General features: G+C 70.1%; 24 protein-coding genes and 1 riboswitch. Of the genes, 8 read left to right on the top strand and 16 right to left on the bottom strand.

Annotation, left to right across the window (positions count from 1 at the left end; genetic code table 11):
* Window positions 1-74: 74 nt before the first annotated feature.
* From RAC81_RS04175 to nagB, 3 genes are read left to right on the top strand one after another with little or no spacing between them, the layout of a single operon-like run.
* A complete protein-coding gene (locus RAC81_RS04175) occupies window positions 75-1262 on the top strand; it encodes an ROK family protein (protein ID WP_375081155.1) in 1188 nt (395 codons plus the stop codon).
* Between the two features lie 40 nt (window positions 1263-1302).
* Window positions 1303-2268 (top strand): ROK family protein, encoded by a 966-nt coding sequence (locus RAC81_RS04170; RefSeq protein WP_375081154.1) that lies wholly within the window; start codon window positions 1303-1305, stop codon window positions 2266-2268.
* Window positions 2261-3040 (top strand): glucosamine-6-phosphate deaminase, encoded by a 780-nt coding sequence (gene nagB, locus RAC81_RS04165; protein ID WP_375081153.1) that lies wholly within the window; start codon window positions 2261-2263, stop codon window positions 3038-3040. The genes RAC81_RS04170 and nagB overlap by 8 nt, the downstream gene beginning before the upstream one ends.
* Before the next feature lie 12 nt (window positions 3041-3052).
* On the opposite strand, the gene RAC81_RS04160 is transcribed toward nagB, so the two are convergent.
* From RAC81_RS04160 to RAC81_RS04135, 6 genes are all read right to left on the bottom strand, one after another.
* Window positions 3053-3457: an NUDIX domain-containing protein gene (locus tag RAC81_RS04160; RefSeq protein ID WP_375081152.1), complete on the bottom strand. Its 405-nt coding sequence runs from the start codon at window positions 3455-3457 to the stop codon at window positions 3053-3055.
* Window positions 3450-4832, bottom strand: coding sequence for an FAD-binding oxidoreductase (locus RAC81_RS04155; RefSeq protein ID WP_375081151.1), 1383 nt, complete (start codon window positions 4830-4832; stop codon window positions 3450-3452). Before RAC81_RS04155 ends, RAC81_RS04160 begins: the two co-directional genes overlap by 8 nt.
* Before the next feature lie 60 nt (window positions 4833-4892).
* Window positions 4893-5264 carry a YrdB family protein gene (locus RAC81_RS04150; RefSeq protein WP_375081150.1) on the bottom strand — a complete coding sequence of 124 codons (372 nt, stop codon included), beginning with the start codon at window positions 5262-5264 and terminating at the stop codon, window positions 4893-4895.
* Between the two features lie 70 nt (window positions 5265-5334).
* Complete coding sequence (locus RAC81_RS04145; protein ID WP_375081149.1) at window positions 5335-7506, bottom strand: sigma-70 family RNA polymerase sigma factor; 2172 nt, start codon at window positions 7504-7506, stop codon at window positions 5335-5337.
* 467 nt (window positions 7507-7973) lie between these two features.
* A complete protein-coding gene (locus tag RAC81_RS04140; RefSeq protein WP_375081148.1) occupies window positions 7974-9140 on the bottom strand; it encodes an N-acetylglucosamine-6-phosphate deacetylase in 1167 nt (388 codons plus the stop codon).
* On the bottom strand, window positions 9137-10708 hold the full coding sequence (locus tag RAC81_RS04135; RefSeq protein WP_375081147.1) for a family 20 glycosylhydrolase: 1572 nt from the start codon (window positions 10706-10708) through the stop codon (window positions 9137-9139). Before RAC81_RS04135 ends, RAC81_RS04140 begins: the two co-directional genes overlap by 4 nt.
* A 53-nt stretch (window positions 10709-10761) precedes the next feature.
* Window positions 10762-10846, top strand: a riboswitch (ZMP/ZTP riboswitch).
* Between the two features lie 38 nt (window positions 10847-10884).
* On the opposite strand from RAC81_RS04135, the gene glyA reads away from it, so the two are divergent.
* A complete protein-coding gene (gene glyA, locus RAC81_RS04130) occupies window positions 10885-12159 on the top strand; it encodes a serine hydroxymethyltransferase (RefSeq protein ID WP_096715323.1) in 1275 nt (424 codons plus the stop codon).
* Entirely contained in the window at window positions 12156-13034 is an 879-nt protein-coding gene (locus RAC81_RS04125; protein ID WP_375081146.1) for a bifunctional methylenetetrahydrofolate dehydrogenase/methenyltetrahydrofolate cyclohydrolase, read from the top strand. The genes glyA and RAC81_RS04125 overlap by 4 nt, the downstream gene beginning before the upstream one ends.
* Before the next feature lie 85 nt (window positions 13035-13119).
* On the opposite strand, the gene RAC81_RS04120 is transcribed toward RAC81_RS04125, so the two are convergent.
* Both RAC81_RS04120 and RAC81_RS04115 read right to left on the bottom strand, forming a co-directional pair.
* Window positions 13120-13569, bottom strand: a complete 450-nt coding sequence (locus RAC81_RS04120) for a hypothetical protein (protein WP_375081145.1) — start codon at window positions 13567-13569, stop codon at window positions 13120-13122.
* A gap of 47 nt (window positions 13570-13616) precedes the next feature.
* On the bottom strand, window positions 13617-14180 hold the full coding sequence (locus RAC81_RS04115) for a TetR/AcrR family transcriptional regulator (RefSeq protein WP_375081144.1): 564 nt from the start codon (window positions 14178-14180) through the stop codon (window positions 13617-13619).
* Window positions 14181-14254: 74 nt separating this feature from the next.
* On the opposite strand from RAC81_RS04115, the gene RAC81_RS04110 reads away from it, so the two are divergent.
* Window positions 14255-14731 carry a DUF4188 domain-containing protein gene (locus tag RAC81_RS04110; protein WP_375081143.1) on the top strand — a complete coding sequence of 159 codons (477 nt, stop codon included), beginning with the start codon at window positions 14255-14257 and terminating at the stop codon, window positions 14729-14731.
* Window positions 14732-14749: 18 nt separating this feature from the next.
* Here the strand turns inward: RAC81_RS04110 and RAC81_RS04105 are convergent, their stop codons facing one another.
* From RAC81_RS04105 to RAC81_RS04070, 8 genes are all read right to left on the bottom strand, one after another.
* Window positions 14750-15469: a DUF6882 domain-containing protein gene (locus RAC81_RS04105; protein ID WP_375081142.1), complete on the bottom strand. Its 720-nt coding sequence runs from the start codon at window positions 15467-15469 to the stop codon at window positions 14750-14752.
* A gap of 46 nt (window positions 15470-15515) precedes the next feature.
* Window positions 15516-16742 carry an MFS transporter gene (locus RAC81_RS04100; protein WP_375081141.1) on the bottom strand — a complete coding sequence of 409 codons (1227 nt, stop codon included), beginning with the start codon at window positions 16740-16742 and terminating at the stop codon, window positions 15516-15518.
* Window positions 16743-16861: 119 nt separating this feature from the next.
* Window positions 16862-17665, bottom strand: coding sequence for an HpcH/HpaI aldolase/citrate lyase family protein (locus RAC81_RS04095; RefSeq protein WP_375081140.1), 804 nt, complete (start codon window positions 17663-17665; stop codon window positions 16862-16864).
* Entirely contained in the window at window positions 17650-18435 is a 786-nt protein-coding gene (locus RAC81_RS04090; RefSeq protein WP_375081139.1) for a 2-keto-4-pentenoate hydratase, read from the bottom strand. Before RAC81_RS04090 ends, RAC81_RS04095 begins: the two co-directional genes overlap by 16 nt.
* A 10-nt stretch (window positions 18436-18445) precedes the next feature.
* Window positions 18446-19582 carry a 3,4-dihydroxyphenylacetate 2,3-dioxygenase gene (hpaD, locus tag RAC81_RS04085; RefSeq protein WP_375081138.1) on the bottom strand — a complete coding sequence of 379 codons (1137 nt, stop codon included), beginning with the start codon at window positions 19580-19582 and terminating at the stop codon, window positions 18446-18448.
* Window positions 19583-19611: 29 nt separating this feature from the next.
* On the bottom strand, window positions 19612-21108 hold the full coding sequence (hpaE, locus tag RAC81_RS04080; RefSeq protein ID WP_375081137.1) for a 5-carboxymethyl-2-hydroxymuconate semialdehyde dehydrogenase: 1497 nt from the start codon (window positions 21106-21108) through the stop codon (window positions 19612-19614).
* On the bottom strand, window positions 21105-21803 hold the full coding sequence (locus tag RAC81_RS04075) for a GntR family transcriptional regulator (RefSeq protein WP_375081136.1): 699 nt from the start codon (window positions 21801-21803) through the stop codon (window positions 21105-21107). The genes hpaE and RAC81_RS04075 overlap by 4 nt, the downstream gene beginning before the upstream one ends.
* Entirely contained in the window at window positions 21800-23362 is a 1563-nt protein-coding gene (locus tag RAC81_RS04070) for a fumarylacetoacetate hydrolase family protein (RefSeq protein WP_375081508.1), read from the bottom strand. The genes RAC81_RS04075 and RAC81_RS04070 overlap by 4 nt, the downstream gene beginning before the upstream one ends.
* 88 nt (window positions 23363-23450) lie before the next feature.
* Between RAC81_RS04070 and RAC81_RS04065 the strand changes: the two genes are divergently transcribed.
* Window positions 23451-24830, top strand: coding sequence for an MFS transporter (locus tag RAC81_RS04065; RefSeq protein ID WP_375081135.1), 1380 nt, complete (start codon window positions 23451-23453; stop codon window positions 24828-24830).
* A 5-nt stretch (window positions 24831-24835) separates the two neighbouring features.
* Window positions 24836-26701 (top strand): FAD-dependent monooxygenase, encoded by a 1866-nt coding sequence (locus RAC81_RS04060; RefSeq protein WP_375081134.1) that lies wholly within the window; start codon window positions 24836-24838, stop codon window positions 26699-26701.
* Window positions 26702-26846 lie beyond the last annotated feature (145 nt).

Genomic DNA, 26846 nt, shown 5'->3' with positions numbered 1-26846 from the left:
CGTTTCGGTAACCCTCCCGGGCGCTCTGCGCGGTGGGGTTGCACAATTTTTGTTCGTAAGGTCTACTAACAAACATGTCCGTATCGGATGAAACGCGCCCGTCGACGACGTCGGAGTACGTCGGGACGAACGCACACGCCTTCGGCCCCGCGCGGCATCTGCGCTCGCGCGCCAAGGTGCTGCCCGAGCACGCCCGCGGTCACAACCGGGCCCTCGTGCTGCAGACGCTCTATCACTCCGGCGCGATGAGCCGCGCCGACCTCTCCCGGGAGACGGGGCTCACCCGCGTCACGATCTCCGACCTCGTCGCGGAGTTCATCGCCGACGGCATCGTGATCGAGATGGGTGTCCGCGAGACGGTGGGCCCCGGCAAGCCGCCCATCCTCATCGACATCGACCGTGTCGGTCACCAGATCATCGGCATCGACCTCTCGGCCCCGAGCGCCTTCACCGGCGCGCTGCTGAGCCTCGACGGCGACGTGATCGGGCGCCGCGAGGTGCCGCGCCCGGAGACTCCGGATGGCGACGCCGCGTACGCCGCCCTGCTCCAACTCGCCCGTGAGCTCGTCGCGGACGCCACGCAGCCCATCCTCGGCGTCGGCATCGGCACGCCCGGTGTCGTGCGCCCCGACGGGATGGTGCTCAGCTCGCCGAACCTCGGCTGGTCCGACCTGCCGCTCGAGGCCAAGCTGGGCGTCGACCTCGATCTGCCCGTGCTCGTGCGCAACGACGCGAACGCCGCCGTGCTCGCCGAGTACACCTTCGGCGACGCCGAGGCCGATTTCATGCTGATCAAGATCGGTCGGGGCGTCGGCGCCGGCGTCATCACCGGCAGTCAGCCGCTGCTCGGCAGCCGGTTCGCGGCGGGCGAGATCGGGCACGTGGTCGTCGGCACCGACGGCGGCCCTCGCTGCGCCTGCGGCAAGGACGGGTGCCTCGAGGCCTGGCTCAGCGAGAGCCGCCTGCGCGCGGCCATCGAGGCCGCACCGGACTCCCGCGACGACATCCTCCGCGACGCCGGGACGCGGATGGCCATCGCCATCGCCCCCATCGTCGCCGCCCTCGACCTCTCCGAGGTCGTGCTGTCGGGGCAGGGCGACCTGCTCGACGGCGTCCTGATCGACGCGGCGGTGGAGACCCTGCACGCTCGCACGCTCGAGGGCGTGTTCGAAGACGTCGTGATCCGGCGCACGCTGCAGTCCGACATCGTGCTGCGCGGTGCAGCCGTGATGGTCCTGTCCGGCCAGCTGGGCGTCTCGTGAGCGGCGCCCTCGACTCGACCACGGGCAGGAGCACCATCCGATGACGGATGCCATCACCGTCGACCTCGCCGGTCGACGCATCCGCGTCGGCCTCGACGTCGGAGGCACCAAGATCGACGCGGTCGCCGTCGCGCCATCGGGTGAGATCCTCGCCCGCCTGCGCCGCCCGACCGGGTGGGGAGAGGATGCGGTCGTCGAGAGCGTGTCCGCGGCCGTGGTCGATCTCGCCGCCGAGGCGGGTCTGACCGTCGCCGACATCGACTCGGTCGGCATCGGCATCCCCGGACTCGTCGACGCGGTATCGGGACGGGTGCTGCACGCGGTGAACCTCGGCGTCGAGTCGCTCGACCTCGCCGACCGCGTCGCCGCTCGGCTCGGAGCGGTCGTGCGCGTCGAGAACGATGTGAAGGCGGCCGCGCTCGGCGCCGCCGCACTGCGCCGCATCGAGGGTTCGATGGCGTATCTGAACCTCGGCACGGGAGTGGCCGCCGGCATCGTCGTCGACGGCGCCATCTGGCGCGGCGCCCGCGGCACGGCGGGGGAGGTGGGCCATCTCTCGGTCGACCCGGCCGGTCGCCTGTGCGGCTGCGGTCAGCGCGGCTGCATCGAGACGTTCTGCGGCGGCGGTGCCCTGGCGAAGGCCTGGGGGCGCCCCGGCGCACACCCCGTCCGCGACATCCTCGACGCCGCGGACGAGGGCGACCCGCTCGCGGTGTCGCTGCGCGCCGACCTGTTCCACGGGGCGGCGGCGGCCGTCCGTGCACTCGTGCTCTCGGCCGACGTCGAGCGCGTTATCATCGGCGGGGGCCTGACGGCTCTCGGCGCCCGCCTCGAGGCAGGCGTCCGAGACGCCCTGCACGCGGGTGCGGAGGCCTCCGCGTTCATGCGCTCCCTGCACCTGGACGACCGGATCGAACTGCTCCCGCTCGGCTCGCCGGCGGCTGCCGTCGGCGCCGCGCTCGTCGGAGCCACCTCACCACTCAAGGAGATCGTCACCCATGGCTGAAGTCGTCATCGTCGAGAACGCCGCCGCCGCGGGCGCCCTGGTCGCCGCGGAGATCGTCGAACTCATCGACGCGCGTCCCGACGCCGTTCTCGGCCTCGCGACGGGATCCACCCCGCTGCCCGTGTACCAGGCGCTGCGCACGCAGCTCGCCGGTCGCGATGTCTCGCGGGTGCGCGGCTTCGCGCTCGACGAGTACGTCGGTCTCGACCCCGCGCACCCGGAGAGCTACCGCTCGGTCATCACCAGGGAGGTCGTGGAGCCGCTGGGACTCGACCCGCAGCGCATCCACGTGCCCAACGGCGCCGAGGCGACGATCCAGCACGCGGGCGAGGACTACGAGAAGGCCATCGATGCGGCCGGTGGCGTCGACCTGCAGATCCTCGGCATCGGCACCGACGGGCACATCGGCTTCAACGAGCCCGGGTCGTCGTTCGCCTCGCGCACGAGGGTCAAGACCCTCACGGAGCAGACCCGCGAGGACAACGCCCGCTTCTTCGACTCGATCGACGACGTGCCGATGCACTGCATAACCCAAGGCCTCGGCACGATCCTGCGGGCACGCCACCTGGTGCTGCTCGCGTTCGGCGAGGGCAAGGCGCAGGCGGTGGCGGATGCGGTCGAGGGGCCGCTGTCGGCGATCCTCCCCGGCTCGGCGATCCAGCTGCACCCGCACGCGACCGTCGTGGTCGACGAGGCGGCGGCGTCACGACTGAAGCTCGCGGACTATTACCGCTACACCTTCGCGAACAAGCCCGCCTGGCAGGGCATCTGACCCCGGGGGCTCTCAGCTCCGGCGCGCCCAGGCGAGCGGGAGCAGGTGCTCGACGCTGAGCGGGGCGAGCGGGAGCGTCTCGGCATCCCGAGGTGTGATCCAGCGCAGTTCGGCGAGCTCTGCCTGCACGGTCACGTCAGCCTGGGCGATGTCGACAGCGAACGCGTCGGCGACCACGCGATGACCCGGCTCGTTCGCGGCGGCCGATACGAAGCGGCCGAGCGGGGCGAGGTCGGCGTCGACGAGGCGGAGGCCGAGCTCCTCGTGCAGTTCGCGGATCAGCGTCTCCGCCGGCGTCTCACCGGCTTCCGGCTTGCCGCCCGGCTGCATGAACCGGGTCGTGCCGTGCTTGCGGACGACGAGCACGCGGCCGGCGGGGTCGACGATCACGGCGGCGCTGACCTGGATATCAGGCATGGGCGGCGAACACCTTCCCCGGATTGAGGATGCCGAGGGGATCGAAGACACGCGCGATCTGCCGCTGCAGCTGCCACTGATCGTCGCCGAGTTCGTCGGCGAGCCAGCGGCTCTTGAGCGTGCCGATGCCGTGCTCGCCCGTCAGGGTGCCTCCCAGGGCGATGGCGGCACGGAACAGCTCGTCCGCAGCCGCCCAGATGTGCGCGGGAGTCTCCGACCCCTCGAAGATGAAGTTCGGGTGCAGATTGCCGTCGCCGGCGTGCGCGACGGTGGGGATCGTGATCCCGTACGCCTGCTCGATGCGGGCGATCTCGTCGAACATCGCGGGCATCGCGCTCCGGGGCACGGAGACGTCTTCGATGAGGGTCGTGCCGAGCGACGCCATCGCGGCGTGCATAGAACGGCGGATCGCCAGCAGTCGCTCGCCCTCCTCGCGGTCGGACGACACCTGCACCGCGCCGTCGTGGGCCGCGAGGACGTCGGCGATCACCGCGGCCTCGGCGGCCGCGGCCGGTCCGTCGGTCTGGATGGTCAGCTGAGCGCTGCCCTCGCCGGGGGAGGGCAGGTCGAGCAGCGCGGCGACGGCGGCGAGGCTCGCGGCATCCATCAGCTCCATGATCGCGGGCTGGACTCCGGATGCCGTCACGGCGGCGGAGGCGGCAGCCGCACGGCGCACGTCGGGGAAGACGGCGGCGATCGTGCACGTCGTCCCGGCGACGAGGCGGCGCAGCTTCAGCGTGGCGCCGACGACCACGCCCAGCGTGCCCTCGGACCCGATGACGAGGGAGGTCAGGTCGAGGCCGGTGACCCCCTTCACGCTCCGGTGGCCGAGGTGCAGGAGGCGACCGTCGGCGAGCACGAGGTCGACGCCGAGCACGGCATCGCGCACGACGCCGTACTTCGCGCACAACAGGCCACCCGCACCCGTGGCGATGTTGCCGCCGACCGTCGAGATCGCACGGCTCGCGGGGTCGGGCGCCCACCAGAGGCCGTGCTCGGCGAGGGTGGCGTTGAGGTCGGCGTTGAGGATGCCCGGCTCGACGACCGCGAGCAGGTCGTCTGCGCGCACCTCACGGATCGCGGTCATGCGGCGTGTGGAGAGGACGATCTCGCCGTCGCCGGCGTTCGCCGCCCCGGCGAGTCCGGTGCCTGCTCCTCGTACGACCACCGGGGTGCGCGTCTCGGAGGCGATGCGCATGACGGCCTGCACGTGTTCCACGGTCTCCGCGTGCACCACGGCGATCGGTCGCCCCGTCGCCGCGTGGCCGGAGCTGTCGGCCCTGGCCTGTTCGAGCGACGCGCTGTGGGTGTCGACGAGGTCGCCGAGCGCGTCGACGAGCAGGTCGAGGGTCGTGGTGCGGGACGCCGTCGTCATGGGCGCACCCTCACGCCCGAGGCGCGGGCTCGACTGCGCGGATGCCGGAGGCGCGGGTCGTCATGCGATGCGCCGCCGGCCGCTCACGACCCCGGCGCCCACGGCGACGAGCGCGAACGCCAGGCCGATGACGGGCTGATCCATGAGCCACCAGGCGATCGTGACGCTGACGTAGATGAGGAGCTCGACGGCCGCCCGGAGAAAGGGATGCAGCCGGAGCACGGCCCGCGGCGAGAGGAACAGAGCCCACACGAGGATGACGAGAACCGGTGCTCCGATGCCGAGGACGATGTTCCAGGGCAGCGGCCAGGTGGCGAAGCCCCAGAGGGCGAGCGTCGCGACGGAGATCACCAGGACGATCGAGCGGATCACGTCGAGCGCGGTGATGGTCGGGCGGTTCACGCCGGGTACGGCGGAGGGTTCCTCGGGCATGATCCCAGTCTAATTCTCCGGGGCTGAGCCGATTCGCCTCCGAGGCCTCCCGCCGTCGTGCCGGCGCGGCTCAGGGGAGGGGGAGCAGGGAGTCCGCTGTCTCGTCGACGAGGAGCTCCTGGACGGAAGCCTCGACGACGGTCGTCTCGGTCTCGGTCTCGATCGGTGCCGGCTCGGCGGGCGCCGGCTCGGCGGGCGCGGGCTCGGCGGGTGCCTGATCCTGCTGCGTCGGCGCCTGTTCTGCCGGCGCCTGTTCTGCCGGTGCCTGTTCTGCCGGTGCCTGCGCCGGTTCGACGACTGCGGTCGGCGTCGTCGCGGCATCCGTCGGCGGCGCGGCGTCCGCCGGCACCTCGGTGTCGGCGGGGACGTCGGCGGGAAGCCCGCAGGCGGGCGCGAGGAGCACGGCATCCAGGGTCACGCCCAGGCCCGCGAGCGTCGTCGTGCTGGGCAGAACGGGCCCGTCGAGGGTGACGTAGTGCACCTCGACGGTGGAGCCCAGGATGATCTGGGTGAGAGTCGGTCGCAGGCTGATCGTCCCGGCTCCGGACGCTCCGAGCTGCGTGCCGTCGGCACCGCCGGTCTGTCCTCCGAGGAGCGCGTCCACCTCGGTGCCGGCCGTGCCGAGCACGCCGACGGAGACGTGGGTGACGAGGCGGTCGTCGAGGCAGATGCCCGCCGCGCCGAACTCCAGTGGTGCCGTGGGAACGACGGGGGTCTCGGGCTCCTCCGTACCGGGCTCTTCGGTGCCGGGCTCTTCGGTGCCCGGTTCTTCGGTGCCGGGCTCCTCGGTCCCCGGTTCTTCGGTTCCGGGCTCTTCCGTCCCCGGCTCTTCGGTGCCGGGCTCCTCCGTCCCCGGCTCTTCGGTGCCGGGGTCTCCGCTCCCGGGTTGCTCGGTCTCCGGCTCGTCGTTCCCGGGTTCGGTGACGGGCGGTGCGACCGGAACGACGGGCACGGCAGCGACGGGAGTCGTCGTGGGAGCCTGGTCCTCGGCGGGTTCGGGCGTCTCCGGGGTCTCGACCGGGGGGACGACGGGCTCGGGCGCAGGGGCTTCGACCACGACGGGCTCGTCGGCGGCCATGGCTTCGTCGGGGCCGACATCGGCGCTGATCGACGACGAGTCGCTGTCGCCCGCGCTCGGCAACGACGCGGCCGGGTTCGCGCCGACGAGCCCGGGAACGATGGTCGCGGCGGTCACGACACCGGCGACGATGAGGGCGGCCGAGCCCGCACCGACCAGGGCGCCCACTCCGCTGAGCACGCCGCCGCCGGCAGCGCCTGCACCACCTGTGCCCCCTGCTCCGGTGCCTGCGCCCGCTCCGGCGCCGCCCGCTCCCGCGGAGCCGCCGGCCACCACGGCGCCGCTGCCGACGACGACGGCGCCCTCGGTCACAGCCGACGGCATCGCGGCCAGCGCGACGATCGGCGCTCCGCCGCCCTGCAGGGTGGCCAGGTAACCGGTCGCGCCAGTGACGCCGAGCACGAGCGGAAGGAGCACGAGGGCGAGGCGCGTCGAGACGTCCTTGGCCTCCGCGGCGACGATCATGCAGCGCGCGCAGTCCTCGAGGTGTCCCTCGAGCCGCTTCTTGTCACGCACACCGAGGTTGCCTCGCGAATACGCGCCGAGGTGCTCGATGGTCCACTGGCAGTCGGAGCCCGGCTCCGCGCTGCGCAGATGCGCCTGGATCCATGCCTCGCGCAGACCCTCGCGGGCGCGGAACGCCAGCTGCGAGACAGCGCCCGCCTTCATACCGAGCAGGGGGCCGGCCTCGGCGGGCTTCATCTGCTCGATCTCGGTGTACCAGAGCACCTCCTGCCACCTCGAGGGGAGGCTGCGGAAGGCCTGAGCGGTGAGGCTGCGGTCGAGGGCCTCGTTGGTGGCCTGCTCGGTGCTGTCGGGGTCGGCGACGGTGTCGAGCTCGTCGATCGCCGATTCGCGGCGCGAGCGCCCCCAGGCGGCTGCGGTGTTGCGGATGCTGGTGAACAGGTACGCGCGGAACGATCCGTTGGGGCCGCCGCCCTTGATGATCGCCTGGTAGATGCGCGTGTACGACTCCTGGACGAGGTCGTCGGGGTCGATGGACGAGGTGATCGATCGGGCGACGGACATGCCGGACGGGTAGTGGCGTCTCCAGAGTTCGCCGAAGGCGGCGGCGTCACCCGACCGGGTGCGCAGCACGAGGTCGGCGTCGGCGATGGTCTCGTCGTTCGAGGCCCTCTGGTTCGCGGTGGTGTCCTGGCTCACTGTCATCCATCTGTCATGGAGCGCGGATGCGTCTCCACATGAAGAGACGCGTGAGACCGTCCTTCATCACGCGCCTCCCCCATTCTCCCTCCGATCTCCCAGGTTCGCCACCCCGGGATGGAACTCTCATCGACGGGGCGCGTGCAGGAAAAAGCCCGGTCAGAGAAGCTCCGCACAGGGCCGGGAAATAAATCCGAAGAAAATCTGAGAAGTCGCGTAATGAATCGACGGCGCCGTCGTCTCATCCCGTAGAGACAGCCATGGTCCTCCACCGGGGGCGGTAGGACCAGGCGCTGGTGCCGAGGGGCATGAGCACCGGTGAACGGCGGGTCGGGCGCCTCGGGGGAGGAGTTCCCGGCCCGCCGGCTCTGAGAGGGGAAGCGCGGGGGCCGCCGTTCTGGGGAGAGGCGGCCCTCCACCCTGAAGAAGACCGGAGAGCGCAGAGCTGCGCGTCGTCGCGCAGCGGGCTACGGGAGTTCGCCCACCCAGACGCGCGCGACGCGCAGCTCCGCATCCAGCAGCACGGCGTCACCGGCGTACCCGGAGGTGAGTGCGCCGATCCGGTCGCCGTATCCGACCGCGGACGCGGGGGTGCGGGTGAGGGCGCGCACTGCGACAGAGAGCGGGATGCCGGCCGCCACCGCGCGCTGCAGAGCGACGTCCTGCGTGAGCGTCGAACCGGCGATCGATCCGGTGTCGTCGGCGCGGGCGATGCCGTCCTGCACGGTCACGCTCACGGCGCCCAGGTCGTAGTGCCCGTCGGCGCTTCCCGCGGCTGCCATCGCGTCGGTGATGAGCGCCACGCGGTCGGGAGCCGAGTCGAAGAGCAGCTTCACGACGTGCGGGTCGAGGTGCACGTCGTCGGCGATCGCCTCGAGCACGACGCGGTGGTCGGCCGCCGCCGTCAGCACCGGCCCTGGCGCGCGGTGATGGATGCCGGGCATCGCGTTGAACGCGTGCGTGAGGATCGACGCCCCGGCGTCGAATGCTGCGCGGGCCATCCCGGCGTCGGCGTCGGTGTGGCCGACGGCCGCAGCCGCTCCCGACTCGACGATCAGCCGCACGGCATCCAGTCCTCCCGGCAGCTCGGGCGCGATCGTGACCTGGCGCACGGTGCCCGCGCCGGCGTCGAGCAGTCGGCTCACGTCGTCCGCCACCGGCGCCCGGAGCAGGCTCGGTTCGTGGGCGCCGTGGTGTCCCGGGTCGAGGAACGGCCCCTCCAGGTGCGAGCCGAGGATGTCGCGGTCGCTGCGCATGAGCTCCGCGATCTCGGCGACGCGGTGCGCGAGGTCGTCGAGCGGCGCCGTGACGAGCGACACCACGGCGCGGGTCGTGCCGTGCGCGCGATGCAGAGCACGAGCCGTGCGGATCGCGTCGATCCCGTCGTCGAAGGCCGCGCCGGCGCCGCCGTGCCCGTGGATGTCGACGAAACCGGGGGTCAGGACCGCTCCCTCCCCGGCAGTCTCCCGCGCGTCGACGATGCGATCAGCGGGATCCCACGTGCTGCCGGTGCCGGTCGCGACGACGAGGCCGTCCTCGATGCGCACCCAGGCATCGTCGGCGATGGTGCCGTTGTCCACCAGCCGCGCTCGGTGGATGACGAGCGACCCCGAGCCGGTCGGCTCCGCCGTCACTGCTCGACCCCGTCGATCTCGGGCGAGGCCCAGTCGATCTCGGGCGAGGCCCAGTCGATCTCGGGCGAGGCCCAGTCGATCTCGGGGGAGGCGTGGAAGTTCACGCCGCGGGCGCGCCAACCAGGCGCGAGCGAAGCGATGCGTCCGCGGAACGACTCCCAGTCGCGGCCTTCGCCCTCCTGCGGCGACCAAGCGACCTCTGCGAGCGCCGCCGCGCGGGGGAACACGAGCTGCTCGACGTCGGCGTAGGTGCGGGTGGTCTCGCTCCACAGCGGTGCCTCGATGCCGAGGATGGCGCTGTCGGGCACGTCGAGGACGGCCACCGGGTCCCATGAGTACGCGCGCTGCACGTCGACGACGGCGGCCCACGTGAGTCCGAGGGGGAAGTCGGGCGTGTACTTCATGTCGAGGTAGGCGGCATCAGCGGCGGACACGATCAGTGCACCGCCCCGTTCCACGAAGCGCGCCGCCTCGGCGGCGTGGGTCTCGGAGGGCGTCGTCATGCCCCAGTACTGACCGACGGTGCCCTCGGCGATGCCGGCGGCCGAGCCCATCTCGTGCCAGGCGACGGGGATCTTCCCCTCCTCGACCACGATGGCGGTGGCGCGCTCGGCGAAGAGATCGAAGTCGGCCTGCGGCGTGCCGAGCGACTCGTCGCCGCCGATGTGGATGTACGGGCCGGGCGTGAGCTCGACGAGCTCGCGGATGACGTCGCGCACGAACTCGTAGGTGCGCTCCTCATGGATCCGGACGCTCGAGTGGCCGACGCCCCAGCCGAGGTACGGCTCGCCCTTCACGGGGAGCGGCTGGCCGAGTTCCTTCGCCTGCGACACGAGGGCGTCGTTGAGCACGGGCTCCTCCACGAGATCGGGATAGGCGACGCCGATCGCGTGCGTGTGCCCGGGGAGATCGATCTCGGGGATGACGATCATGTGCCGCGCGGCCGCGTACGCCACGATCTCGCGGTACTCGTCCTTCGTGTAGAAACCGCCGCGGTCGCCGTCGGCGGCAGACGCCGACGACAGCTCGGTGAGCTTCGGCCACGAGTCGATCTGGATGCGCCACCCCTGGTCGTCGCTGAGATGCAGGTGCAGGTGGTTGTACTTCAGAGCGCTCGTCTCGTCGATGAAGCGCTTGACCTCGGCGACGTCGAAGAAGTGGCGGGTCACGTCGAGCATGACTCCGCGGCGGGGGAACCGCGGAGCGTCGACGATCTCGACGCGGGGAAGGCTCCAGACGCCGCTCTCCTCGGTCAGCAGCTGCACGAGCGTCTGCACGCCGTAGAACAGTCCGGCCTCGTCGCCGCCGACGATCTGCAGGTTCTCCCCGATCGAGAGGCGGTATCCCTCCGTCGGAGCGGCGCCGGACTCCACGCGCAGGGTGATCGCGCCGGGCTCGGCGACGTCGGTCGTGGTGAGACGGATGCCGGTGCGGTGCGCCACGGCATCCATCAGCTGGATCGCCGCGGGGGAGTCGCCGATGACTCGCATGCTCTCGGTGACCGGCATCCGACCCTCGCCGACGATGGCGGAGGCGGGGAGGGGGACGAGGGGGAGGGGAAGGACCATGAACAAAACCTACCGTGCGGACACGCCGCCACGACAGAGGCGATCCGGTATGCTCGAACCGTCGCGACTGGCGTCTGGGTGGACTACCACCGGGGAGCGACTGACCACGGACTTCGACCGCGCGCCTGGGCCGATAGGAACACCCTTCGATTCCGTTGTCAGAGGAGCATGTCACCATGACCGACCGTTACTTCAACGCCCCGCTCGCCGAGGTCGACCCCGAGATCGCCGAGGTCCTCGACCGCGAGCTGAAGCGTCAGCAGACGTTCCTCGAGATGATCGCGTCCGAGAACTTCGTGCCCGTCTCGGTGCTGCAGTCGCAGGGCTCTGTCCTGACGAACAAGTACGCCGAGGGCTACCCCGGCCGCCGCTACTACGGCGGCTGCGAAGAGGTCGACGTCGCCGAGGAGCTCGCGATCCAGCGCGCGAAGGATCTCTTCGGCGCCGAGTTCGCGAACGTTCAGCCGCACTCCGGCGCGTCCGCCAACGCCGCCGTCCTGCACGCGATCGCCCGCCCGGGCGACACCCTGCTCGGCCTGTCGCTCGACCAGGGCGGCCACCTCACTCACGGCATGAAGATCAACTTCTCCGGCCGTCTGTACGACATCGTCGCCTACGGCGTGAACCCCGAGACCTCCGTCATCGACATGGACGAGGTGCGCCGCCTTGCCCTCGAGCACAAGCCCAAGGTCATCATCGCCGGCTGGTCGGCGTACCCCCGCACCCTCGACTTCGAGGCGTTCCGCGCGATCGCCGACGAGGTCGGCGCGCTGCTCTGGGTCGATATGGCGCACTTCGCCGGGCTCGTCGCCGCCGGCCTGCACCCGAACCCCGTGCCGCACGCGCACGTCGTGTCGTCGACCGTGCACAAGACGATCGGCGGACCGCGCTCGGGCTTCATCCTCACCAACGACGCCGACATCGCCAAGAAGATCAACACGGCCGTCTTCCCCGGTCAGCAGGGCGGCCCGCTCATGCACGTGATCGCCGCGAAGGCGACCGCGTTCAAGCTCGCCGCGACGCCCGAGTTCGCGGAGCGTCAGCAGCGCGTCCTGCGCGGCGCCTCGATCATCGCCGAGCGCCTGTCGCAGCAGGACGTGAAGGATGCCGGCATCGGCGTGCGCTCGGGCGGCACCGACGTGCACCTCGTGCTGGTCGACCTGCGCGACGCCGAGCTCGACGGCAAGCAGGCCGAGGACCTGCTGCACGAGATCCACATCACCGTGAACCGCAACGCGGTGCCGAACGACCCCCGTCCGCCGATGGTGACGTCGGGTCTTCGGATCGGCACGCCCGCCCTCGCGACGCGCGGGTTCGGCGACGCCGAGTTCACCGAGGTCGCCGACGTGATCGCGCTGGCGCTCATTCCCGGTGCCGACATCGAGGCGCTCCGCGCACGGGTCGATGCGCTCGCCGCGGCCTTCCCGCTGTACCCGGACCTGCAGCAGTGACTGCTCGCGTTCTCGACGGCAAGGCGGCGTCCGCCGCGATCAAGGCCGAGCTGACCGAACGGGTCGCTGCGCTGAAGGAGAAGGGGATCGTCCCCGGCATCGCAACGGTGCTGGTCGGCGCCGACCCGGCATCCCAGCTCTACGTCGGTATGAAGCACCGGCAGTCCGAGGCGATCGGCATGAACTCGATCCAGCGCGAGCTGCCGGCCGATGCCACGCAGGCCGACGTCGAGGCGCTGATCGACGAGCTCAACGCCGACGACAGCTGCCACGGCTACATCGTGCAGCTGCCGCTGCCGAAGCACATCGACACCGACGCGATCCTCGAGCGGATCGACCCGGCGAAGGATGCCGACGGCCTGCACCCGACCAACCTCGGTCGTCTCGTGCTCAACGTGAACAGCCCGATCCACACCCCGCTGCCGTGCACGCCGCGCGGAGTGATCGAGCTGCTGCTGCGCAACGACTACGACCTGAAGGGCAAGCACGTGGTCGTCGTCGGCCGCGGCGTGACGATCGGTCGCTCGATCGGGCTGCTGCTGACGCGCCGCGACCTGAACGCCACCGTCACGCTGACGCACACGGGCACGGTCGACATGCCGCGCTACCTGCGCGAGGCCGACGTGATCGTGGCAGCCGCCGGGGTGAAGCACCTCATCCGCGCCGAGGACGTCAAGCCCGGCGCCGCGGTGCTCGATGTGGGAGTGACGCGCGAGACCGACCCCGAGACGGGCAAGAACCTCGTCTTCGGTGACGTGCACCCCGACGTGGCCGAGGTCGCGGGCTGGGTGTCGCCGAACCCGGGCGGCGTGGGGCCGATGACGGTCGCGCTGCTCATGACGAACGTGGTGGAGGCCGCGGAGCGGCTGGTCTGACGCGCGCTACGGTCGCAGAAGCGTCTCGGCGTCGCAGGGATTCTGCGGATTCCTGCGACGCCGCCGCATTTCTGCGACGCGCAGGTCAGTGGTCGGAGGCCCTGCCCGAGATCTTCGACCGCACCACGTCATACAGGTCGCCCGTCTTCGCGCGGAGCCGGTCGTCGACGAGGTCGTAGACCACCCAGCCGAGCAGCAGGAGCAGCGGCGGGAGCACGTAGCTCCAGAACCCGTGCGCCCGCACCCCGCTGAACCAGACGACCGCGACCCAGACGATGAGCTCGACGAGATAGACGAGCACGTACTGCACGACCTTCTCGCCCGCCCTCGTACGGTCGGCCGCAGACCTCGCCGCCATCCCCCGGAGCACGCGCGTCAGGAGCGGCTTGAGGAAGAGGGCCGCGAGGGTCAGGATGACCGACGCCCACAGGGCGTTGACGCCGACGGACACGCCGGGCGACAGCCAGCCGATCAGCAGCAGGACGACGACGTCGAACACATAGAGCGCGGCGAACCGGACGATTCCGTTCTTCATGCGCCCAGACTCGCACATCGGCAGCAAGACCGGCGGCGGGTCGCGGCTCAGGATGCCGGAAAGGCCCGTTCGACAGCCGTGACGACCTCGTCGTAGACGGCATCCCAATCCACCGCGACCGGCGTGACGGCGGCGAGTTCGAGGCTCACGGCTCCGTGCACCTGCGCCCAGACCGTCAGTGCGGCTGCGGTCACCCTGTCTGCGGGAACGCGATCAGCGAGCGTGCGGATGAGCGGTGCCATCGCGGCTCCGGTCTTCTCGTCGTCGGGCCGACAGTCGATGAGCGTCGTGATGGACCCGTTGAACATCAGCCGGTAGAGGGCCGGGTTCTTCGTCGCCCAGTCGCGATAGGCGAGACCGAGCGTGCGCAGCCCGTCTGCCTCGACAGCAGCCTGGGAGTCGCCGAACGACGCGAAGCCGTTCTCGATGACGGCGACGAGCATCTCGTTCTTCCCGCCGAACAGGGCGTACACGGCCGACGTCGACGTGCCGGCGGTCTGGGCTATCTCACGGAGGCTGACCCGCTCCGGGCCCTTCTCATCGACCATGGCGGCGGTCGCCGCAAGAAGGCGCTCTCGCAGAGCATCGTCGTAGAGCGGGGGCCTTGCCATGGGAGCGAGCATACCGTAACGTCGTTTTGTAACAGCGTTACAGTAAGCGAAACGTCGACGAAAGGTGGCCGTTCGTGGCTCAGCAGGTCTTCCCCGGTCGGTTCACGGCATCCCTCGACCGCCCGGACATCACGGTGTTCTTGATCGGGATGCGCGCCAACAGATGGTGGCAGGTCGGGCGGGTGATGTGGACGGCGAGCAGGATGCCGCCGATGTTGCAGCACCTCATGACGCACCCCGAGGCGGGCATGCTCGGCATGCAGAACTGGTTCGGCAGGACGACGCTGCTGCTCACGTACTGGGAGAGCCCCGAGCATCTGCAGCGCTTCGCGGCCGATCGCGACGCGCCGCACCTGCAGCCCTGGCGTGACTTCATGCGCACGCTGCAGGGCACGGGCAGCGTGGGGGTATGGCACGAGACGTATCAGGTGCCGACGAAGGATCTGGAAGCCGTGTACGTCGACATGCCGGAGTTCGGTCTCGCAGCCGCCACCCGACATGTGCCGATCGGCGATGGCATGAAGACGGCCCGCCAGCGTCTGGGACGTTGACGGGCCGACGAGTCTCTCTCAGCTCTGGGGCTGCAGGCTGCTCTCGATGTTCGTGATGCGAGCCTGGTCGTCGAAGCGGAACGTCGCCGACCCGCTGGAGTCGGTCACGGTCGCGCCCGAGAACGACTCGTCGCTCCAGCTGAGGTTCCAGCCGGCGAGGCGCGCGGCATCCCACACGGAGGTGCGTGCGTCGGGAAGAGTGAGACCGGAGAGGATGCGGGGGAGCGCGATCGCGGCGGACGCGACCGTGAGCGGGGCGATCGGGGCGTCGAGGAGGAACACGGCCGAGGTCCCGCCGCCCACCGGCGCGATGTAGTAGGGCGAGCGGCCGGTCAGCTCGACGGCGACCGCGCCGACGGTGTGGCCTGCCGAGGCGATCCACTCGTCGCCGCCGGCGTCGGCGGGGAAGGGGAGCTCGGCGTCGCTGAGCGCGGGGATGCCGTGCTCGGTGCCGTAGTCCCGCAGCTGGGCCGCGATCCCCGCGGCATCGCCCTGCGGGTGCGCCCATGCCCACAGCAGCGAGCGGGGACCGGGGGCGATCGTGGCGATGAGGTGCACACGGGCGACGAGCTGACGCGCGGCGTCGGCGTTCGACGTGAAGGTGATCGTGCCGGCGGCCATGTCGGCATCCCAGCGATTGTCGCCGAGCTTCTCGAGCTCCTGCGCCAGGGCGTCCTGACGCAGGGCGGTGAACAGTGCGGCACGGTCGGCGAGGGGCTGGAGCGCGGCGAAGGTCATGCTCACAGTCTCACCCGGATTGCTATGAATCCGCCAACCCGCTGGGTCATTGCCCGAGCGCCGCGGCGGGCCGTCCCATGCGCCAGACGCTGGGGACGGCGAGAGCCAGCACAGCGATCACGGCGTACACGGCACCCGACCAGATGAGCACGGTCACGACGTCGCTGTGCGTGACGAGCCAGCCGTAGACGAGGGTGCCGACCGGCAGCACCACGTAGCTGCCGAGCATGTCGTAGCTGTAGACGCGCGAGAGCTTGTCGCCCGGCACGTTCTCCATCATGGCGACGTTCCATCCGGTGCTGAAGACCTCGGCGCCCGCTCCCGCGAGGAACGCGGCGATCGCGAGGAGCACTACGGCGGGGTGAGCGCCGAGCACCGTGAGCGGGATGGCGAACGTCGCCATGCCGATCATGCCGTAGCGCAGCGGGCGCTTCAGCGGGAACCACATCAGCACGAGCGTCATGAGCAGGATGCCGAGGCCCTCGGCGCTCACGACCCACCCCCATCCGGCGACGCCGAGCCGATCGTCGTTCTTCGCGATGTACGGGCCGACGACGCCCCAGGCGCCGATGTGGATGGCGTTCATGATCATGAACGCCACCACGATCGTCCACAACCAGGTGCGGCTCGAGAACTCCTGCCAGCCGACGCGCAGATCGTGGAAGAGGGAGGTGCCGCCCCCGTGCACGGGGGGAGGGAGTCGCACCATCGCGAGGATCGGGATGGCGAGCGCCCAGGCGACAGCCTGCGAGACCATGACCCAGGCGGGACCCGCGGTCGCGACGACGATGCCGGCGATGATGGGGCCGCCGATCGTCGTCGCCGACCGTACGAACGACAGCATCGCATTGGCCTGCTGTAGGTGCTCGGGCGTGGTCAGCTGCGGGATGATGCCCTGCATCGCCGGGAGCACGAAGGCGGTCGATGCGCCGTTCAGCACCGAGAGCAGCGCGAGCAGCGGGATGGTCGCGGTACCGCTGAAGAGCAGTGCGGCCATCGTGCCGATGCTGACGATGTCGATCACGTAGCAGGATTGGATGATGAGCGCCCGCGGCAGACGGTCGGCCACGACGCCGCCGAACAGCAGGAAGACGATGTTGCTGAGCGTGAACGCGGCGAGCACGAGAGACAGCGACTGCGGGTCGTTGTCGATCTCGAGAACCGCGAACGCGAGTGCGATGGACGACATGGATCCCGTGATCATCGTGATCGCGCGGGCGAGGAAGAACCAGCGGAACCCGCGGTCCTGCATCGCGGCGAGAGCGCGGATCATCGCGCGGGCTCACTCGTGTGCATCACTCCATCCTGGCACCGGCCGGCCGACTTCGAATCGCGCGAATGGCGACTGCACACCTGCCGAAAGTGCCATTCGCGCGATTCGAAAGGGACTGATCAGTAGCTCGCGCGGTCGGCCGCGTCGGATGCCGGGATGAACCGGGCCGCGAGGGCCTCGGACGCCCGGGCGAGGAGCGCGACGTCCGCGCCGACCGCCACGAAGTCGGCACCTCCGGCGATGTACGCATCAGCGGCGGTCGGATCGAACGCGTTCACGCCGACCGGCTTTCCCGCCGCCCGCACGGCCGCGAATACGCTCTCGACGGCGGCGAGCACGTCGGGATGCGTCTGCTGACCCAGCAGCCCCATCGACGCCGAGAGATCGGAGGGGCCGACGAAGACGGCATCCACTCCGTCGACGGCTGCGATCTCGGATGCCGCGGCGACGCCCGCCGCGGTCTCGATTTGCACCGTGAGCGAGGTGTGCCGAGCGGAGTCGCGGAGGTAGCCGTCTACCCGGTTCCACCGGGCGCTACGGGCGAGGGCGCTGCCGACGCCGCGGACGCCCTCCGGCGGGTAGCGGGTGGCGGCGACCGCGGCGCGGGCCTCCTCGGCCGAGGAGACCATCGGGACGATGATGTTCTGCGCCCCGAGATCCAGCACCTGCTTGATCGACACGGGGTCGTTCGACGGCACCCGCACGACGGGTGTGATCGGATACGCCGCGACGACCTGCAGCTGCACGAGAGTCGACTCGAGGGTGTTGGCGGAGTGCTCCATGTCGATGAGCAGCCAGTCCAGGCCCGACCCCGCGGCGACCTCGGTCACCAGCGGACTTCCCGAGCAGGCCCACATCCCGATGAGGGGGCGAGCGGATACCGCGAGGGCCTCGCGGAACGACGGGTCTAGACGAAGCGGCATGTGATGGTTCCCATCGGTCCGTAGTCGCACAGCACCTCGTCGCCGCGCGACACCCACATCGGGCGCGTGAACGATCCTGCCAGGATGATCTCGCCCGCTTCGAGGCGCGCGCCGTGCTGGTGGAACTTGTTCGCGAGCCAGGCCACGCCCGTCGCCGGATGACCGAGCACTCCCGCGGCGACCCCGGTCTCCTCGATGTCGCCGTTCCGCGAGAGCACGCCCGGAACCCAGCGCAGATCGATCTCGTCGGGTCGCTTGTGCACGTCGCCCAGCACCATCGCGCCGTATGCCGCGTTGTCGCTGATCGTGTCGACGATGGTGCGCCCCTCGAGCTCGATGTGGGAGTTCAGCACCTCGAGCGCAGGGACGGCGTAGTCGATCGCCGCGAGCGCGTCGACGAGCGTGCAGTCGGGGCCTTCGAGAGGCCGGGCGAGCACGAAGGCCAGCTCGACCTCGATGCGCACGTTCGAGAAGTGCTCGGTCGGGATCTCGGCCCCTGACTCGTACACGGTGTCGTCGAACATGACGCCGTAGTCGGGCTCGGTGATGCCGGTCGCCTGCTGCATCGCCTTCGACGTCAGGCCGATCTTGCGGCCGACCAGACGGCGACCCGCCGCGATCTGCGCATCGCGCCAGACGCCCTGGATGGCGTACGAGTCCTCGACCGTCGCCTCCGGGTAGCGGGCCGTGATGCGCGGGATGACGCCGTGGGTGCGGTCGGCTTCCGCGAGCTCGGCGGCGATCCGTGCGATGTCGTCGTGAGAGAGCATCCGTTTCCCCTTACAGCTGGTTGCCGAGCTTCTTCTCGCCCTCGTCGGCGCGCGTGTACGAGAACCCGTCGGCGCCGATCGTCACGGCCATCTCGGAGCTGTCGGTGCGCGCGACGACCGGCTGCGGGTTGCCGTCGAGGTCGAGCACGAGCGAGGCGTCGGTGTACCAGGAGGGCACGACGGGGTTGCCCCACCAGTCGCGGCGCTGGTTGTCGTGAACGTCCCACGTGATGACGGGGTTGTCGGGGTCGCCCGTGTAGTAGTCCTGGGTGTAGACCTCGACGCGGTGCCCGTCGGGGTCGCGCAGGTACAGGTAGAACGCGTTGCTCACGCCGTGGCGGCCGGGCCCGCGCTCGATCGCGTCGGAACGCCGCAGTGCACCGAGCTTGTCGCAGATCGCGAGGATGTTGTGCTTCTCGTGGGTCGCGAAGCAGACGTGGTGCATGCGGGGTCCGTCGCCGCCGGTCATGGCGGTGTCGTGCACCGTCGGCTTGCGCCGCATCCAGGCGGCGTACACCGTGCCCTCGTCATCCTGGATGTCCTCTGTGACGCGGAAGCCGAGATCCTGCATGAACTTCACCGCGCGCGGCACGTCGGGCGTGACCTGGTTGAAGTGGTCGAGGCGTACGAGCTCGCCGGGGATGTGCAGGTCGTACCGCCACGACATCCGCTCGACATGGTCGCTCTGGTGGAAGAACTCGATCGGGAAGCCGAGCGGGTCGACCACGCGCACCGAGTCTCCGACGCCCTTCACGAAGCCCTGCGGGTTGCGGCGCACGTCGCAGCCCAGCTCCCTGTAGAACGCGACGGCGAGGTCGAGGTCTTCGGGCGTGCGCACGCGGTACGAGAACGCGGCCACCGCGGCGACCGGCCCCTTGCGCAGGACGAGGTTGTGGTGGATGAACTCCTCGGTGGAGCGCAGGTAGATGGCCTCGTCATCCTCCTCCGTGACGTACAGGCCCAGCACGTCGACGTAGAACACGCGCGACGCGGCGAGGTCGGTGACGACGAGCTCCATGTACGCGCAGCGCAGCACGTCGGGCGGGGTGCTCCGGGGTGTGGCGATCGGGTTCTCCGTGCGGATCGGCGCCTCCTGGCTCACGTAGTAGCCGGCGGAGGTGAGGGTCATCTCGTGGCGGTCGGTCATGTCAGCGTCCTTGCTGTCTCGTATCTGCGTCAGTTCTTGCCGAAGGTGGGGTTGTGGGCCCCGCCGAGCGTGATGTGCACGCTCTGCTGGTCGGTGTAGAAGTCGATCGAGCGGTAGCCGCCCTCGTGCCCCAGCCCCGACGCCTTCACACCGCCGAATGGGGTGCGCAGGTCGCGCACGTTGTTGCTGTTCAGCCACACCATTCCGGCCTCGACGGACTGCGCGAAGTTGTGCGCGCGCTTGAGGTCGTTGGTCCAGATGTACGCCGCGAGACCGTACTTCGTGTTGTTCGCGAGGGCGAGCGCTTCCTCGTCGGAGTCGAACGGCGTGATCGCGACGACCGGGCCGAAGATCTCCTCCTGGAAGATGCGTGCGTCGGGGGAGACGTCGGCGAAGACGGTCGGCGCGACGAAGTTCCCCTCGTCGAATCCCTCTGGGCGGCCGCCGCCGGCGACGAGGCGGGCCTCGCTCTTGCCGATCTCGACGTAGCTCATGACCTTGTCGTAGTGCTCGGGGTGCACGAGCGCGCCGACCTCGGTGGCGGGGTCGTGCGGGTACCCGACCTTCACGCGCTTCGCCTGCGCGGCGTAGCGCTCGACGAACTCGTCGTAGATCGACCGCTCGACGATGATGCGGGACCCGGCGGTGCAGCGCTCGCCGTTGAGTGAGAAGACGCCGAAGATGGTGGCGTCGACGGCGGCCTCGAGGTCGGCGTCGGCGAACACGACCGCGGGTGACTTGCCGCCCAGTTCCATCGACAGCCCCTTCAGGTACGGCGCTGCGTTGCCGAAGATGATCTGTCCCGTGCGGCTCTCGCCGGTGAACGAGATGAGCGGGACGTCCGGATGCTTCACGAGCGCGTCGCCGGCATCCTCGCCGAGTCCGTTGACGAGGTTGAACACGCCCTGCGGGAGCCCTGCCTCCTCGAAGATGCCCGCCCAGAGCGACGCCGAGAGCGGCGTGAACTCGGCGGGCTTGAGCACGACGGTGTTGCCGGTGGCGAGCGCCGGGCCCAGCTTCCACGACTCGAGCATGAAGGGCGTGTTCCACGGCGTGATGAGCCCCGCGACGCCGATCGGCTTGCGGTTGACGTAGTTCATCTGCTTGCCGGGCACCTTGAAGGCGTCGTCGGACTGCGCGACGATCAGGTCGGCGAAGAAGCGGAAGTTCTCGGCGGCGCGACGGGCCTGGCCGAGGGCCTGCGTGGTGGGAAGACCCGAGTCGTACGACTCGAGCTCGGCGAGCCGTGCGTCGCGCGACTCGACGATGTCGGCGATGCGGTGCAGCACGCGCGAGCGCTCGCGCGGCAGCATCCGCGGCCACGGGCCATCTTGGAACGCGCGCGTCGCCGCGGCGACCGCGAGGTCGATGTCGGCCTTCTTGCCGGCAGATGCCGTCGTGTACGCCCGGTTCGTGACGGGGTCGAGCACGTCGAACGTGTCGCCGTCGACCGAGTCGACGAAGGCGCCGTCGATGTAGTGCTGGATGTGGTCGGGCAGGTCTGCGGGGATGCGGGAATCGGTCATGACTCGTCTCCAGAGGTGTCAAGGATGCCGGTGTGAGGCGTACGGGTGTGCAGCGCGTCGAGGAAGGCATCCCTCGTGCGCCAGCGGTGGTTGCGGGCCGCGAGTTCGATCTCCAGCGGATCGGCGCCGATGCGGATCAGCTCGACGATCTGCGTGTGCTCCTCGACGGAGTGGTGCGCACGACCGGGCACCGACGCGAACGTCGAGTCGCGGATGCCGGAGAGCCGCGACCATCCGCGATGCACGAGTTCGAGCAGGTGCGGATTGGGGCAGGGTTCGAACAGCACGGAGTGGAACTGCCGATTGAGCTCGGTGAACGCGTGCGCGTCGAAGTGCTCCAGCATCCGCGCCATGCGGTCGTTGATGCGCACCGCTTCATCCAGCGCGTCCTCGTCGAGCAGAGGAGCGGACAGGGCGGTGGCTGCGCCCTCGACGATGCCCAGCGTCTGCATCGTGTGCGCGTACTCGCTCTCGTCGACGAGCGTGACTCGCGCGCCGACGTTGCGTTCGAACGTGACGAGCCCTTCGGCCTCCAGGCGGCGGATCGCCTCGCGCACCGGCACGACGCTCATCTTCAGGTCTTCGGCGATCGAACCGAGCACGAGCCGGTACCCGGGGCTGAACATATGACCCGTGATGCGCGAGCGGATCCACTCGTACGCGACCTCGGACTTGCTCGTCGCTGTGGTGCTCATCGACGCGCCTCGTACCGAGCGCGCCACTCGGCGTTCATCGGGAACAGCCCGTCGACCGGGTGACCGGCGGCGACCTGCTCGGCGACCCAGGAGTCCTCGTCCTCCTGGGCGAGCGCCGCGTCGACGACCTCCCCGACGAGAGCGGGCGGGATGACGATCACGCCGTCGCCGTCGCCGACGATCACATCTCCCGGCTGCACGGTCGCTCCGCCGCACGCGATCGTGACGTCGACCTCCCATGGCACGTGCCGGCGGCCGAGGACGGAGGGGTGCCCGCCCTGGGAGAAGACGGGGAAGCCGAGTGCGGCCACGGCATCGAAGTCGCGGACGCCGCCGTCGGTGACCACGCCGGCCGCCCCGCGCACCTGGGCGCGGAGGGCCATGACGTCGCCGAGGGTACCGCTCGTCGCGTCGCCGCGCGCCTCGATCACGATTACCTCGCCCTCGTCGACCGCATCGAACGCCCGCTTCTGGGCGTTGTAGCCGCCACCGTGCGATGCGAACAGGTCTTCGCGGAACGGCACGAATCGGAGAGTCTTGGCGGTGCCGACGATCTTCGCGCCGGGGATGTTCGCGGTCAGGCCGTCGACGAAGCAGCCGTGGTGGCCGCGCTTGCGCAGCTGGGCCGAGAGGCCGGCGGTCGGAGCCGCGAGGAGCTTCTCCCGGAGTTCGGGGGAGAGGGTCTCGTGGCTCTCGCCGCGTTTCGTCTCGTCGCTGCGCTCCTCGCCCAACGACCGGTCGGTCGATACCGCGAGTCCGGCTGCCTCGGGCGACCCCCAGGCCTCGGTGCGCTGCAGATCGTCGACCGCCGGGAGCGACCCGAGCTCCGGGTCGAACGGCACGTCGCCCTGGACCACAGTGGTGACGAGGCGCCCGGAGGTGGGCGAGCCCTCGGCATCCGGCGCGTCCACCTCGATCTCGACCACGTCGCCCGGCACGATGACCGACGACCCGGCGGGCGTGCCGGTGAGGATGACGTCGCCGGTCTCCAGCGTGAAGTGCTGCGACAGGTCGGCGACGAGCTGCGTGAGCGGGAAGATCAGGCCTGCGGTGGTGTCGTCCTGACGCAGCTCTCCGTTGACCCAGGCGCGGATGCGCAGAGCCGCGGGGTCGACCGCGCGGGCGTCGATCAGCCCGGGTCCCATCGGGGTGTAGCCGTCGCCGCCCTTGGAGCGCACGTTCGAGCCCCTGTCGTTGGCGCGCAGGTCGTAGAGGCCGAGGTCGTTCGAGGCGGTCACCCAGGCGACGTGGTCCCACGCGTCGGCGAGTGACACGCGGCGCGCGGGCGCGCCGATCACGAGCGCGATCTCACCCTCGAAGGCGAGGAGCTCGGTGCCGACCGGGCGCTCGACCGTTCCGCCGGAGACGCCGATCGAGCTCGCGGGCTTGAAGAAGTACGAGGGGGATGCCGGGCGCCGGCCGCGCTGGTCGGCGCGGGACCCGTAGCTCAGATGGATCGCGATGATCTTGCCGGGGCGGGTTACAGGTGCCGTCACGGTGGGCGCCTCCTCGCGCTCTGTCAGACGCCGTGTTGCGTCGTATCCGAAATCGTATATCATCATGATCACCCCCGGCAACCATGCCCTCCCCGTTCAGTCGGATCGCGCGGATGCCGTGACAGAGCCGTCACCATCAAAGGAGATACCCATGAGCGGGCAGCCACAGGCGGGGTTCACCCCCACCGGCACCATCGCCTCCGCGACCGACCGGCGACGCGTCGTGTTCGCCACTGTCGTCGGCACCACCGTCGAGTGGTACGACTTCTTCATCTACGCCACCGCCGTCGGCCTCGTGTTCGGCCAGCTGTTCTTCGCGCCGCTCGGCGCGAACAGCGCGCTGATCGCGTTCGCGACGGTCGGGGTGAGCTTCCTGTTCCGTCCGCTCGGCGCCTTCCTCGCCGGCCACTACGGCGACAAGCTCGGACGCAAGACCGTGCTCATGTGGACCCTGATCCTCATGGGTGCGGCCACCGCCCTCATCGGCATCCTGCCCACCTACGAGGCGATCGGCATCACCGCCCCCGTGCTGCTGGTGCTGTTGCGCATCATCCAGGGCGTCTCCGCCGGCGGCGAGTGGGGCGGTGCGGTGCTCATGGCCGTCGAGCACGCCCCCAAGACCAAGCGCGGCATCTTCGGCGCCTCGCCGCAGATCGGGGTGCCGCTCGGTTTGCTGCTCGCCTCGGGAGTGATGGCCCTCATGACGGCGATCGCGCCGGGCGACCAGTTCCTCGCCTGGGGATGGCGCGTGCCGTTCCTGCTGAGCGTGGTGCTCATCCTCGTCGGCTACTACGTGCGCCGTCGCGTCGAGGAGAGCCCGGTGTTCGCCGAACTCGCCGAGCGCAAGGAGCGGGCGCGGATGCCGATCGTGCAGCTCTTCAAGAAGCACCTGCTGCTCGTGGTCATCGCCGCGTTCGTGTTCGCCGGGAACAACGCCGTGGGATACATGACCACGGGCGGGTACATCCAGGGATACGCCACGAACCCGGAGGGGCCGATCGGCCTCGAGCGCGGACCCGTGCTGTGGGCCGTCGCCGGCTCCGCCGTGACCTGGTTGCTGACCACGCTGCTCGCCGGCTGGATCTCGGACCGCATCGGCCGCCGCACGACCTACATCATCGGCTGGGTCATGCAGCTGGTCGCCGTGTTCACGCTGTTCCCGCTGGTCAACACGGGCGAGATCGGGCTCCTGTTCGCAGGGCTCGCGATCCTCACGATCGGCCTCGGATTCACGTACGGCCCGCAGGCGGCGCTGTACACGGAGCTGTTCCCCGCCAGCATCCGCTTCTCGGGCGTCTCGATCTCGTACGCGATCGGCGCGATCGCGGGTGGCGCGTTCGCCCCGACCATCGCGACCGCGATCGTACAGGCGACCGGATCGACGCAGGCCGTCACGTGGTATCTGGCCGGCATGACCGTGCTGGGCCTCGTCGCGACGCTGCTGCTGCGCGACCGCTCCGGCATCCCTCTCGGACCGGACCACGAGGAGGAGCAGTCGGTGAGTCCCGTGTACGGCCTGGCGAGGGTGTGACCCCGATGCAGTTCCACCACCACGGCTACGTGTCGGGGGACCCGCGGGTCCTCCCGGCGCAGGTCGCCGAGCACCCTGGTGACCTGCCCGATGAGATCGACGTCCTGATCGTCGGCTCCGGACCGGCGGGCATGCTGCTCGCCGCGCAGATGTCGCAGTACCCCGACGTGACCACCCGGATCATCGAGAAGCGCGACGGCCGCCTCGTGCTGGGGCAGGCCGACGGCATCCAACCGCGCAGCGTCGAGACCTTCCAGGCGTTCGGGTTCGCGGAGCGGATCATCGCCGAGGCCTACAACATCGGCTGGATGAACTTCTGGGGGCCGAACCCAGAGAAGCCCGAGGAGATCGTCCGCACGTCGCGCACGGCCGACTACGCGTACGACATCTGCGAGTTCCCGCACCTGATCGTGAATCAGGCGCGCGTGCTCGACTACTTCGCCGAGGCTGCAGCACACGGTCCGGCGCGCATCGCGCCGGACTACGGCGTGGAGTTCACGGGGCTCACCGTGCATGAGGAGGGCGCCTATCCGGTCGAGGTCAGCGTGCGCTACGCGGCCGGGGACCGTGCGGGGGAGGAGCGCACGATCCGCGCGAAGTACGTCGTCGGCTGCGACGGCGCGCGGAGCGGGGTGCGCCAGGCCATCGGCCGCACACACGTCGGGGCGAGTGCGGCGCACGCGTGGGGTGTCATGGACGTGCTCGTGAACACCGACTTCCCCGACTGGCGCACCAAGTGCGCGATCAACTCCGAGGCCGGCAACATCCTGCACATCCCTCGCGAGGGCGGCTACCTCAGCCGCATGTACATCGACCTCGGCGAGGTCGCCGCCGATGACGACCACCGCGTGCGGCAGACGCCCATCGAAGAGATCATCCGCAAGGCCAACGCGATCCTGCATCCGTACTCGATCGACGTGAAGGAGGTCGCCTGGCACAGCGTCTACGAGGTCGGGCACCGGGTGACCGACGGCTTCGACGATGTGATCGACGGGTCGGGTCGCACACCCCGGGTGTTCCTCACGGGAGATGCCTGCCACACGCACAGCGCCAAGGCCGGGCAGGGCATGAACGTGTCGATGCAGGACGGCTTCAACCTCGGCTGGAAGCTCGGATCGGTACTCACCGGGCTGGCGCCGGAGTCTCTGCTCTCGACGTACTCGGCCGAGCGGCGGCCGGTCGCGCAGCAGCTCATCGACTTCGACCGGGAGTGGTCGTCACTCATGGCGCGCAAGCCCTCGGAGATCACCGACCCCGGCGACCTCGCGACTTACTACCTCGCGACCGCCGAGTTCCCATCCGGCTTCATGACGCAGTACAGCGAGTCGATGATCACGGCCTCCGACGCATATCAGGCGCTCGCTGAGGGCTTCCCGATCGGCAAGCGCTTCAAGTCGGCCGAGGTCGTGCGCGTCGCCGACGGCAACGTCGTCCATCTCGGGCACCACGCGCGCGCCGACGGGCGGTGGCGTGTCTACGCGTTCGGCGACCGCGACGGGTCGGCGCTCGCCGCGTGGGCGGCCGCGGCCGCTCCCGTGTTCGCGCGCTACACCCCGTCGGATGCCGACGTCGACGCTGTGTTCGACGTGAAGGCCGTGTACCAGCAGCCCTACGAGGAGGTCGAGGTCACGACCGCGCCGGCGCTGTTTCAGCCCAAGACCGGTCCGCTCGGGCTCACCGACTGGGAGAAGGTCTATGCGACCGGACCCTCGAAGTGGACCGAGGTCGACATCTTCGAGGCTCGAGAGCTGTCGCGCGACGGGGTCGTCGTGGTCGTGCGGCCCGATCAGTACGTCGCCGCGGTGCTGTCGCTCGATGCGGTCGACGAGCTCGGTGCGTTCCTGGAGGGGATGCTGCTGCCGGCATCCTGAACTGCTCGCCCTTCCTGCCGGAGATCACGCGGCGGGTGCGCGGGCTCGCGTGGGCGCTTACACGTATTGCAGGAGATCACGCGGATTGCAGGAGATCACGCGGATTGCAGGAGATCACGCGGATTGCAGAGATCACACGTATCGC

Origin of the sequence: Microbacterium sp. CR_7, from assembly GCF_041954755.1 — a bacterium.
Lineage (GTDB): Bacteria > Actinomycetota > Actinomycetes > Actinomycetales > Microbacteriaceae > Microbacterium.
This window is presented reverse-complemented; position numbering and strand designations above follow the sequence as displayed.